This window comes from Citreicoccus inhibens (assembly GCF_019039035.1).
Classification (GTDB): domain Bacteria; phylum Myxococcota; class Myxococcia; order Myxococcales; family Myxococcaceae; genus Citreicoccus; species Citreicoccus inhibens.
This window is the reverse complement of sequence record NZ_JAHNZT010000002.1, coordinates 330,392-343,554: the sequence shown is the minus strand read 5'-3', so window position 1 is coordinate 343,554 and position 13,163 is coordinate 330,392. Positions and strand designations below refer to the sequence as shown.

The 13,163-nt window shown below is 69.7% G+C and carries 1 protein-coding gene (cut by a window edge); it reads left to right on the top strand.

Translation table 11 applies throughout. The annotated features are described in order from the left end of the window. A protein-coding gene (locus KRR26_RS03965; RefSeq protein ID WP_217079153.1) for a non-ribosomal peptide synthase/polyketide synthase crosses the window boundary here: on the top strand, nt 1-13,163 show its 3' portion. 23,218 nt of this gene lie to the left of the window's left edge; only the last 13,163 of its 36,381 coding nucleotides appear in the window; its start codon lies off the left edge, out of view; it ends in the stop codon at nt 13,161-13,163.

Below are 13,163 nucleotides of genomic sequence, written 5' to 3'. Positions count from 1 at the left end.
CGGGCCCGGTGGCGCGAGCCGTGCTGTTCCGACTGGGCGCGGAGCAACACGTGTTGAGCCTGGTGCTGCACCACGTCGTCTCCGATGCATGGTGCACGATGGTGCTCGCGCGTGAGCTGACGGTGCTCTACGCGTGCTTCGGCGCGGGGATTCCGTCGCCGCTGCCGCCCCTGCCGATTCAGTACGTGGACTATGCGGTGTGGCAGCGCGAGTGGCTGGAAGGCTCGGTGCTGGCGGACCAATTGCGGTGGTGGAACGAGCAGTTGCGCCACGTCCCAGCGCTGGAGTTGCCCACGGATCGGCCCAGGCCCGCCGTGCAGTCCTATGCGGGCGCGAGCCTGCGGTTGCAGTTGTCGCGTGACCTGTCCGAGCCGTTGCTCCAGCTTGGCAGGCGGGAGGGGGCGACCTCCTTCATGGTGCTGCTGGCGCTGTTCCAGACCCTGCTCGGGCGCTACTCGGGCCAGGAAGACTTCGCGGTGGGCACCCCCATCGCGGGCCGGACGCGCCCCGAGGTCGAGGGACTCATCGGCTGCTTCGTGAACACGCTGGCGTTCCGCGCGCGCTTGTCCGGCACCCCCACCTTCCGCGAGCTGCTCGGCCGAGTGCGGCAGCAAGCCCTGGAGTCCTATTCACGGCAGGACGCGCCCTTCGAGCGGCTCATGGACATGCTCCAGGTCCCGCGAGACCAGAGCCGCACGCCCGTGTTCCAGGTCGTCCTGAACGTCCTCAACACGCCCGAGGCGGATGCCTCACCGCGATCGCTGAAACTCAGCGGCGTGGACGTGTCGACGGACACCTCGAAGTTCGATCTGAGCCTGGAGGTCTGGGAGCACCGCGCGGGCCTCTCCTGCCGGTTCGAGTACGCCACAAGCTTGTTCGACGAGCGCACCCTCCAGCGCATGGCCGAGCACCTGTCGCTCCTCGCTCGCGCCGTGATCGCGTCACCGGACACACCGCTCGTGGACCTGCCGCTCCTCACGGAGTCGGAGCGGGCGCGGGTGTTGGTGGCGTGGAATGACACCGCCGCGGAGTACCCACGGGACGAGCAGGTGCACCACCTGGTGGAGCAGCAGGTGGCGAAGACACCCGAGTCCATCGCCGTGGAGTCGGAGGGAGCGCGGCTGACGTACGGGGAGTTGGAGGCGCAGGCGAACCAGCTGGCGCACCAGCTGCGCGCCTGGGGTGTGGGCCCGGAGTCACGGGTGGGCGTGTGCCTGGAGCGCTCGGCCGAGCTGGTGGTGACGTTGCTGGGCGTGCTGAAGGCTGGCGGCGCCTATGTGCCGCTGGAGCCGAGCTACCCGAGGGAGCGCCTGAAGGGGATGCTGGAGGACACGGCGGCCTGCGTCGTCGTCACCCAAAGCGGCCTGGAAGGCAGGGTGTCGGAGACGTCCGCGCGAGTGCTGCGCTTGGACGCGGACGCGGCGCAGGTGGGCGCGCAGCCGAGGACGCCGGTGCATACGGTGGCGGGGCCGGAGTCGCTGGCCTACGTCCTCTTCACCTCGGGCAGCACGGGCCGGCCCAAGGGGGCGATGAATGCCCACCGGGGCGTCGTCAACCGCCTGCGGTGGATGCAGCACGAGTACGGCCTCACCGCCGAGGACGCGGTGTTGCAGAAGACGCCCTTCAGCTTCGATGTGTCCGTCTGGGAATTCTTCTGGCCGTTGATGACGGGCGCGCGGCTGGTGGTGGCACGCCCTGGGGGACACCAGGAGCCGGCGTACCTTGCGCGACTGATGGGCGAGCAGCGCGTCACCACGGTGCACTTCGTGCCCTCCATGCTGCGCGCCTTCGTGGAGGAGCCCGGAGTCGAGCGGCTGACGTCGCTGAGGCGCGTGGTGTGCAGCGGCGAGGCGTTGCCAGTGGAGTCCGTGCGACGCACCCAGGAGCGACTGCCGGGAGTGGAGGTGCACAACCTCTACGGCCCGACGGAAGCGGCGGTGGACGTCAGCGCGTGGGCGTGCCCGCGAGGGGAGTCGTTGCGGCGCGTCCCCATTGGCCGGCCGGTGGCGAACACGCGGCTGTACGTGCTGGACGGACGAGGCCGGCCCGTTCCGGTGGGGGTGCCGGGAGAGCTGTACATCGGCGGCGTCCAGGTGGGGCGCGGGTACTGGGCGCGGCCGGAGTTGACGGCGGAGCGCTTCGTGCCGGACGCCTTCAGCCAGACAGCGGGCGCGAGGCTGTACCGCACGGGGGACAAGGCGCGGTGGCTGGAGGACGGGACGGTGGAGTACCTGGGCCGGCTCGACTTCCAGGTGAAGCTGCGGGGCTTCCGAATCGAGCTGGGCGAAGTGGAGTCCGCGCTGCGCGCCAGCCCTGGCGTGCGCGAGGCCGTGGCGCTGGTGCGCGAGGACTCGCCCGGAGACGCGCGGCTGGTGGGCTACGTCACGGGAGACGGGCCCGCGCTGGAGTCCGCCGCGCTGCGCGCCTCCCTTCAGCAGCGGTTGCCCGAGCACATGGTGCCCACCGTCTTCGTGCACCTGGATGCGCTGCCTCTGACGACGAGCGGCAAGTTGAACCGCGCCGCCCTGCCGGCCCCGAGCGCGTCCGCCCTTCCTCGCGGCGCGCACGTGGAGCCCCGCACGCCCACCGAGCACGCCTTGGCTACGTTGTTCGCCCAAGTGCTGGGTGTGGAACGGGTGAGCGTGACCGACAGCTTCTTCGAGCTGGGTGGTCACTCGCTGCTGGCCACCCAGGTGGTGGCGCGCGTCCGGAGTGGCTTCGGCGTGGAGCTGCCTCTGCGAACCCTGTTCGAAGCGCCCACCGTCGCCGCGCTCGCCGCGAGGTTGGACGAGCACGCCCCTCGCGCCGTCGAGTCGCCTGCGCCACCGACGCTCACCCGCGCGGACCGGACCTCGGATCACCCGCTCTCGTTCGCGCAGCAGCGGCTGTGGTTCCTCGGGCAGCTCGCCTCGACTGGCATCGCCTACAGCCTGCCGTTTGCCTTGAAGTTGACCGGCGCACTGAACGAGGCGGCCCTCCAGCAAGGCTTCGATGCGCTGGTGCGCCGACACGAGTCGCTACGGACCACGTTCCATGAAACGCAGGGAGCGCCCTTCCAGCGCATCCACTCGCCCTCCCCGCTTCCGCTCTCGCGGGGGGACCTGACGGCGCTGCGCGACAGCGCGCAACGTGAAGCGGAGGCCCTGCGCCTCGCCACCGAGGAGGGCTGGCGTCCGTTCGACCTCGTGCGGGGCCCGCTCGTCCGAGCGCTCCTCCTGAAGCTGAGCGACACCGAGCACGTCCTCGTGCTCAACCTGCATCACATCATCTCGGATGGCTGGTCCATGGGTGTGCTCGTGCGCGACATGGCGCAGCTCTACGCGGCCTCGCTTCGGGGACTCCCGTCGTCGCTGCCAGACTTGCCGGTCCAGTACGCCGACCATGCGGTGTGGCAGCGCGGCTGGCTCCAGGGCGACGTGTTGGCGACCCAGCTCGGATACTGGAAGCGACAGCTCGCCCAGGCGCCGTCCCACCTGGAGCTGCCCACGGATCATCCGCGGCCAACGCATCAGTCCTATCGAGGCGCCGCGGTGCGCCTGCATCTCCCACGCGAGCTGAGCCTCGCCATCGAATCCCGAGCCCAGCGCGACGGCGCCACGCCGTTCATGGTGCTCCTCGCCGCCTTCGACGCATTGCTGCACCGCTACAGCGGGCAGGAGGACTTGCTCATCGGCGCCCCCATCGCGGGACGGCGTCACGCGGATACTGAAAACATCATCGGCTTCTTCGCCAATACGCTCGTGCTGCGGGCTCGCATCCATCGTGGCACCACGTTCCGCGAGTTGCTCACGCAAGTGCGCGACACGACCCTGGGCGCCTATGAGCACCAGGAGCTGCCCTTCGAAAAGCTCGTGGAGGAGCTGCGGCCCACGCGCGACCTGGGGCGGTCACCGCTCTTCCAGATCACCTTCAACCTGCACAACACCCCGCTGCCGGAGCTGGCCTTGCCTGGGCTCTCGCTGCGTCCACTGCAAACCGAGCATGGCGTGACGCGCTTCGACCTGGAGCTGGCCCTGCAACGCGAGGCCGAGGGCTTCGTGGGCGGATTCACCTACAGCACGGCGCTGTTCGAGTCCTCGACCGTGGAGGGCATGGCTCGGCACCTGCGGCTGCTCCTCGAAGCGGCCCTCGCCTCGCCGGAGTCGCGTGTGTCCGACCTCCCGCTGATGACCGCGGAGGAGCGGCGGCGCGTCCTCGTTGAATGGAACGACACGGCCCGCGACTTCCCGCGCGAGCTGACAGTGCACGCCCTTTTCGCCATGCAGGCGGATGCCATGCCCGACGCGGTGGCGGTCAGCTCGGGCGAGCGGCGCCTCAGCTATGCCCAGCTCAACGCCCGCGCCAATCAAGTGGCCTGGCACTTGAAGACCCTGGGGGTTCGAGTCGGAGACCGCGTGGGCCTGAGCGTGGAGCGCTCGCCCGAGCTCGTCGTGGGCATGCTGGGCATCCTCAAGGCAGGCGCGGCCTATGTGCCGGTGGAGGCGAGCCAGCCCACGGAGCGCGTGGCGTGGATGCTCCAGGAGGCCGGCGTCAGTGTGGTGCTGACGCAGGAGCGACTGGCGGATGAGCTGCCCGAAGTGGGCGGCCTGCTGGTGCTGCTGGACGCAGAGTGGGACGCCATCTCGGCGAGGCCCTCCACCCCGCCCGATACGCAGGTGTGCGCAGACGACCTCGCCTACGTCATGTTCACCTCCGGAAGCACGGGGCGCCCCAAGGGCGTCTGCGTGCCGCACCGAGGCGTGACGCGACTGGTGCGAAACAACACCTTCGCGCGCTTCGGCCCCGACGAAGTCCTCCTTCAGTTGGCGCCCGTGGCCTTCGACGCCTCCACCCTGGAGGTGTGGGGTGCGCTGCTGCACGGCGCGAGGCTCGTGCTGGCCCCGCCGCGTGCGCTCTCGCTGGAGGAGCTGGGCGCGCTGCTGACTCGGGAAGGCGTCACCACCCTGTGGCTGACGGCGGCCCTCTTCACGCAGATGGTGCAGCACCAGGGCGCGGCCCTGACGCGTGTCCGGCAAGTGCTCGCGGGAGGAGATGTCCTGCCCGTGGAGCGCGTGTCCGAGCACCTGGCGCGGTTGCCCTCGGGCTCGGTGCTCATCAACGGGTACGGTCCGACGGAGAACACCACGTTCTCGGCGACGCACTCGCTGAGGGGCGGCGACTCGGTGGGGCGCACGGTGCCCATTGGCCGGCCGCTGTCGAACTCGACGGCGTGGGTGTTGGATGGCCGCCAGCAGCCGGTGCCTCCGGGCGTGCCCGGAGAGCTGTACGTCGGCGGAGACGGCCTCGCGTGGGGCTACCTGCGTCGAGCGGACCTGACGGCGGAGCGCTTCGTGCCCCATGGCTTCAGCGCCACGCCCGGAGCGCGGCTGTACCGCACGGGGGACAAGGCGCGGTGGCGCGCGGACGGCACGCTGGAGTTCCTCGGCCGAGTGGACTTCCAGGTGAAGGTGCGCGGCTACCGAATCGAGCCGGGCGAGGTGGAGGCCGTGCTGCGCCAACACCCGGGCGTGCGCGACGCGGTGGTGGTGGCTCGCGAGGAGGTCCCCGGAGACAAGCGGCTGGTGGCCTACGTCGTCCCCGGCGGAGAGGTGTCCTCGCTGCGAGCGCACGTGCAGAAGCACCTGCCCGAGTACATGGTGCCCTCGGCCGTGGTGGAGCTGGCCGCGCTGCCGCTGTCCCCCAACGGCAAGGTGGACCGGAGAGCCTTGCCCGCGCCCGAGGCGCCGGTCGCACGGCCCACCGAGGACGCCGCTCCACGCAACGCGCTGGAGGCGCAGCTCGTCGCGCTCTGGGCCGAGGTGCTGGGCCGCCCGTCGGTGGGCATCCACGACAACTTCTTCGACCTCGGTGGCCACTCGCTGCTCGCGACCCAAGTCGTCGCGCGCATCCGCTCGGTCCTGGGACGAGAAGCGCCGCTGGGCCTCTTGTTCGACGCGCCCACGGTGGCGAAGTTCGCCGAGCGCCTCGGTGATATCGCGGTGACTCAGGCCCCGCCCCTGAAGCGAGTCTCGCGAGTGGGCGCACTGCCGCTGTCGTTCGCGCAGCAGCGGCTGTGGTTCATCGATCAGCTCTCACCGGGCAGCCCGCTCTACAACGTCCCCCTGCCGCTGCGCCTGGAGGGTGACCTGGATGAGAAGGCGCTCCTGCGCGGCTTCGAAGAGCTGGTGCGCCGTCACGAGTCGCTGCGCACCACGTTCCGCACGGAGTCGGGAGAGCCCGTCCAGGACATTCACGCGAAGATGGCCGTGCCCATGGCACACGTGGATCTCCGCCACGTGGCGGACGCCTCCCAGCGACAGGCCGAAGCCGTTCGCCTCGCGACCGAAGATGCACGGCGGCCGTTCGACCTCGCGCAGGGGCCACTGCTGCGTGCGTTGCTGCTGAAGCTCCAGCCTCGCGAGCACCTCCTGCTCCTCACGCTGCATCACATCGTTTCGGACGGCTGGTCGCTCGGAGTGCTCGTCCGCGAGATGAGCGCGCTGTACGCGTCCTTCGCCCAAGGCCGTCCATCGCCGTTGCCGGAGCTGCCCGTCCAGTACGCCGACTACGCCGTCTGGCAGCGCACGTGGCTTCAGGGCGAGACGCTCCGCACGCGATTGAAGTGGTGGGCGGCTCGACTCGCGGGTGCGCCCCCCGCGTTGGAGTTCCCCACCGACAGGCCCAGGCCGGCCGTCTTCTCCAACCGAGGCGCCACGCTGTCCGTCGCCTTCCCGCGCGGCGTGAGCGAGGCGGTGGAAGCCCTGGCACAACAGGAGGGAGCCACGCCCTTCATGGTGCTGCTGGCCGCCTTCCAGTCCCTGCTCCAGCGCTACAGCGGCCAGGACGACGTCCTCGTCGGCTCCCCCATCGCCAACCGCCGACTCGCCGAAACCGAGCCCCTCATCGGCTTCTTCGTCAACACCCTCGTCCTTCGCGCTCGCTTCACTCCGGACTCCTCGTTCCGCTCCCTCCTGGCTCAAGTCCGAGACTCCACCCTCGGCGCCTTCGAGCACCAGGACATCCCCTTCGAGCGCCTCGTCGAGGAACTCCACCCCGCCCGGGACCTCGGCCGCACGCCCCTCTTCCAGGCCATGTTCGCTCTCCAGAACGCGCCCGTGCCGGAGCTGGCATTGCCGGGGCTCGCCTTGCGGCCCGCGCGACTCGATGACAGCGGCACGACGCAGTTCGAGCTGAGCCTGGATCTCCGTCGCGCGCCGGAAGGCTTCGTGGGGTGGCTGTCGTTCAGCACCGACCTCTTCGAGCACACCACCGCGGAGCGCCTCCTCACCCACCTGCGCGTGCTGCTGGAGTCCGTCACCACCCAGCCCGAGCTTCCACTGCGAGCGGTGTCCCTGCTCGCTCCCGAGGAGCGGGAGACCCTGCTGCGGAACTGGACTGGCCCTGCGGCCTATCTCCCACGGAGTGGCTGCTTCCCCCAAGCCTTCGAGCAACAAGTCGCCCGGACTCCGGACGCACCCGCGCTCCGCATGGGGGACGTGTCCCTCTCGTTCTTCGAACTCAACACGCGCGCCAATCAGCTCGCGCGCCATCTGCGCGCGCTGGGAGGCGGCCCGGAGAGCCCCGTGGCGCTCTGCATGGAGCGCTCGCCGGATGCACTCGTCGCCCTCCTCGCGGTCCTCAAGTCAGGTGGAGCCTTCGTCCCGCTCGATGTGAGCGCGCCCATCCCGCGTCGCTCCCTCTTGCTCCAGGCCTGCGGCGCAACCGTGCTCATCACCCAGCAGGCGGTGTTCGACGCGTGGCAGCCCCAGGTGCCCAGCGTCGTCTGCGTGGATGCGGAGCATGAGCGACTCAGCACGCTGTCGGGCGAGGACCTGCCCGAGAGCGCCTACCCGGAGAACCTCGCGTACGTCATCTACACGTCGGGATCCACGGGCACGCCCAAGGGCGTGATGGTGCAGCACCGCTCCGTCTCCAACCTCCATCGCGCCATGGTCCGAGCCGCCTGCGGTGCGCTCCCCTCCAACGCCCGCGTCAGCCTCAACGCTCCGCTCCACTTCGACGCCTCGATTGAGCACCTCGTCCTCTGGCTCGAAGGGCACTGCCTGCACATCGTCCCAGACGACGCTCGAAAGGACCCGGAGCAACTGCTGTCGTGGCTCGAACAGCACCACATCGACGCGCTCGACTGCACGCCGTCACAACTCAAGCTGTTGCTCCAAGCCGGCTTGCTCCAGCGGCACCACGTGCCGGGAATCCTCCTCGTGGGGGGCGAGGCCATCGACGAAGCCAGCTGGCTCGCCCTCCAAGCCACGCCGCGCACCAAGGCCTTCAATGTCTACGGCCCCACCGAGTGCACGGTGAACTCGACCCTCTGGCCCATTCAAGGGACGCCTGTCTCGGTGCCTGTCATCGGCCGGCCCCTCTCCAACACCGCCGCCCTCGTCCTCGACTCCTCCGGGCTGCCTTCTCCCATCGGGGTCCCGGGCGAACTCTTCCTCTCTGGCGAGGGCGTCGCACGCGGCTACCTCCATTCCCCCCACCTCACCGCCGAGCGCTTCCTCCCTCACCCCTTCTCCTCAACCCCTGGCGCCCGCCTCTATCGCTCCGGGGACAAGGCTCGCTGGCGTCCCGATGGCTCCCTCGAGTTCCTCGGCCGCCTCGACTTCCAGATCAAACTCCGCGGCCACCGCATTGAACTCGGGGAGATTGAGGCCACCCTGCGCGCAGTGCCTTCGGTGCGCGATGCCTGTGTCCTGCTCCGACAGGACTCCCCAGGGGACTCTCGCCTCGTCGCCTACCTTGTCCCCACGAGCACACCGCCAACCCTCGACGCCTTGCGCGTGCACCTGCGACTCCATCTGCCCGAGTACATGGTGCCCTCGGCCTTCGTCTTCCTCGGCGCGCTCCCGCTGTCCCCCAACGGCAAGGTCGACCGTCGCGAGCTCCCCGCGCCGGAGTGGACCGATGCACAGGCGGCGACTCCGCACGAACCGCCGCGCTCGGGACTGGAAGAACGGCTGGCCGAGTCCTGGCGCGCAGTCCTGCGAGTCGCCGCAGTGGGTCGCCACGACAACTTCTTCGAGCTGGGTGGACACTCCTTGCTGGCCACACAGTTGATGGCGCGCCTGCGCTCGGAGATGGGGATCGAATCGGGCGTTCGGGTGCTGTTCGAAGCCCCCACGCTCGCCCAGTTCGCCGAGCGCCTCCATGACCAGGCCCCGGGCATGCGGCCTCCGCCCCTGCTCCGCACGCCGAGGACCGAGCGCATCCCGCTGTCGTTCGCGCAGCAGCGACTGTGGTTCCTGGATCAGCTCGAACCTGGAAGCCCGCGCTACAACATCCCGGCGGCGCTGCGACTGTCGGGAAGGCTCGACGTGCCAGCGCTTCAGAAGGCTTTCGATGCGCTGCGCTTGCGCCACGAAGCCTTGCGGACCACCTTCCACGAGGAGCACGGGCAACCGTGGCAGCAGATCCACGCGCCCGTGGGCTTGCCACTGAAGGTCGTCAATCTCATCGAAACCCCCGAGGGCCAGCGCCAGGCCGAAGCCATTCGGATCGCGACGCAGGATGCGCGTCAGCCCTTCTCGCTGAGCGAGGGCCCGCTGATGCGCGTCACGTTGATGCGCGTCGGAAACACGGAGCACGTGCTTCTCGTCAACGTGCACCACAGCGTGTCCGATGGCTGGTCCACGGGCATCCTCGTCCGCGAGGTCGGCATGCTCTATGCCGCCTTCACGCAAGGACTGCCCTCGCCGCTGCCCGAGCTGCCCGTCCAGTACGCGGACTTCGCACGGTGGCAGCGCGACTGGCTCCAGGGACCAGCGCTCGACGCACAGCTCACCTGGTGGAAAGAGGAGCTCGCCGGTGCACCGCGCGCGCTGGAGCTCCCCACGGACAAGGTTCGCCCGAGGGGGCTCTCCGCGAGGGGTGAGGCGCTGCCAGTCCATCTGCCCGTGGCCCTCGCCTCCGCGCTGGAGTCGCTGGCACAACGGGAGGGAGCCACGCCCTTCATGGTGCTGCTGGCCGCCTTCCAGTCCCTGCTCCAGCGCTACAGCGGCCAGGACGACGTCCTCGTCGGCTCCCCCATCGCCAACCGCCGACTCGCCGAAACCGAGCCCCTCATCGGCTTCTTCGTCAACACCCTCGTCCTTCGCGCTCGCTTCACTCCGGACTCCTCGTTCCGCTCCCTCCTGGCTCAAGTCCGAGACTCCACCCTCGGCGCCTTCGAGCACCAGGACATCCCCTTCGAGCGCCTCGTCGAGGAACTCCACCCCGCCCGGGACCTCGGCCGCACGCCCCTCTTCCAGGCCATGTTCGCTCTCCAGAACGCGCCCGCCGAAGAAGTGGCGCTGCCCGAGCTGACGATGCGAGGCGTGGACGTGGAGGCCGACACCACGCTGTTCGAGCTGAACCTCACGCTCTCGCGGACCCCCGACGGATACCGGGGCGTGCTGACCTTCAGCACGGACCTCTTCGAGGTGACGACCGCTCGCCGATGGATGACACACTTCGAGCGACTGCTCGAAGGCGCAGTGGCCGCACCCACGCAACCACTGCGCACCCTGTCCCTGATCTCCGCCGAGGAACAGCACGGGCTGATGCGGGAATGCGCGGGCCCCGAGGCCTACTTTCCGCGCACGGTCTGTCTGCCTCAGGCCTTCGAACAACAAGTGGCGCGGACTCCCGACGCGGTGGCCATCGTCGCGGAGCAAGAGACGGTGTCGTTCCTCCAACTCAACGCCCGAGCCAACCAGCTCGCGCGACATCTGCGAGGACTGGGCGTGGGCCCTGAGGTCCCCGTCGCGATCTGTCTCGAGCGCTCCATTGCTGCGCTTGCCGCCATCCTGGGCATTCTCAAGGCGGGCGGGGCCTACGTCCCGTTGGATCCCTCAGCGCCCACGCAGCGCACGGCCTTGCTGCTTCGCGACAGCGGCGCGGCAGTGCTCGTCACGCGTCGTCGGTTGTTGGAGACGTGGCCTCTCGGCGACATGCACCTCGTCGACCTGGACACGGCCGGCCCGGAGATCGCGGCCCAGTCGCCCGATGACCTCACGCACCACACGACCGCCGAGAACCTCGCGTATGTCATCTACACGTCGGGCTCCACGGGCACGCCCAAGGGCGTGATGGTGCAGCACCGCTCGGTCCTCCACATCCATCGGGCCTTGGCTCGCTCGATCTACGCGGGCCAGCCCGCGGGGCTCCGCGTCGCCTTCAACGCACCGCTCTACTTCGACGTCTCCGTGGATCACCTCGTCCAGCTGCTCGATGGGCACTCGCTCCACCTCGTCTCAGAGGAGACGCGAAGGGATCCCGAGCGAATGCTGTCGTGGATGGAGCAAGGGCACGTGGATGTCCTGGGCTGCACACCGGCGCAAGCGAAGCTGATGCTACAGGCGGGCCTGCTCACGCGAGCCCATGTCCCGCGCTTGCTGGTCCTGGCGGGCGAAGCCGTGGACGAGTCCCTCTGGCGAACCCTCTCCGCGACGACGCGGACACGCGCGTTCAACGGCTACGGCCCCACGGAGGCCACGGTCCTCGCCACCACGTGGCTCATGCAGGGGACGGAAGTCCCCGTGCCCGTCATCGGTCGTCCGCTCTCCAACTCCTCTGCCTTCGTCCTCGACGCCTCCGGCCTCCCCTCGCCCATCGGAGTCCCAGGGGAACTCTTCCTTGCCGGTGAGGGCGTCGCTCGCGGCTACCTCCGTTCGCCGCACCTCACCGCGGAGCGCTTCCTCCCCAACCCTTTCTCTTCGGTCCCCGGCGCTCGCCTCTACCGCACCGGAGACAAGGCGCGCTGGCGCCCCGATGGCACCCTCGAGTACCTCGGCCGGCTCGACTTCCAGATCAAACTCCGCGGATACCGCATCGAACTCGGGGAGGTGGAGGCCGCACTGCGTGCACTTCCCGCTGTACGCGATGCCTGCGTCCTGCTCCGCCAGGACTCGCCAGGAGACGCACGCCTCGTTGCGTACCTCGTCCCCGCGAGCACACCTCCGCCGCTCGACGTCGTGCGCACACACCTGCGACTCCATCTGCCTGAGTACATGGTGCCCTCCGCTTTCGTCGTCCTCGAAGCGCTCCCGCTCTCACCCAACGGCAAGGTCGACCGGCGCGCACTTCCCGAGCCGCGGGCCGAGGAGCGCACCACGCGCGAGCGACTCGCACCACGAGACCCCGTGGAGCAACAGCTCGCGCGCATCTGGGAGGACGTGCTCGGAACGAGCGCGCTCGACGTGCGCGACAACTTCTTCGACCTGGGAGGGCACTCCCTGCTCGCGGTGACAGTGATGGCGCGCATCCGAGAGGCCATGGGACGACGTCTCCCCTTGGCCGCGCTGTTCCGCGCGCCGACGGTCGAAGCACTCGCCACGCTGCTGCGAGACGCCCACGCCGAGGCGCACACCTCGCTGGTGCCCTTCGGTGACACGGCGGCTGGAGCGCGACCGCCGCTCTTCTTCGTCCATCCCGTGGGGGGCGGCGTCCTCTGCTACGCGGAGCTGGCGCGACGGCTCGGCCCTGAACAGTCGTTCTACGGACTCCAGGCGCGTGGGCTCGATGGCACCAGCGAACCGAGAGAGACCCTGGAGGCGCTCGCGACGGCCTACGTGCAGGCCATCCAAGAGGTTCAGCCTCACGGGCCCTACACCTTGGGCGGGTGGTCCCTCGGGGGCGTCATCGCCTACGAGATGGCGCGACAGCTTCGCGAGCACGGTGAGCAGGTCGCCCGCATCGTCCTCATCGACGCCTACGCGCCCGCGCCTCCCCACTCGGCGGAGCCAGAGCCGGATGCGCTCCAGCGGCTGGGCATGTTCGCGCGAGACTTGATGGGCCTGTCCCTGGAGAGCCTGGACCTCGGCGCGGCGCGGCGCGCGGACCTGGAGCCTGAGGCCCTCATGAACGCGATCATGGAGGAGGCCGTGAAGTCCGGCGCGCTCCCGTCCGGCATGGGAGCGGACTCGCTGCGCGCGCTGTACCGCGTGTTCGAGGCGCACCTGCGCGCGGGACGGAGCTACCGCGCACGCGCGAGCCCCGGGCCCGTGCTGCTGCTCAAGGCCACGGAGACGCCAGCGGGCCTGCCTCAGGACGGAGGCTGGTCCGCGCTGGTGGGCGCCAAGTTGGAGGTGCACACCGTGCCAGGCGACCACTACAGCCTGCTCAAGGCGCCCGCGGTCGAGGAGCTGGCTCGGAGACTGAAGGAGGCGCTCGAGGCATCGCGCTGA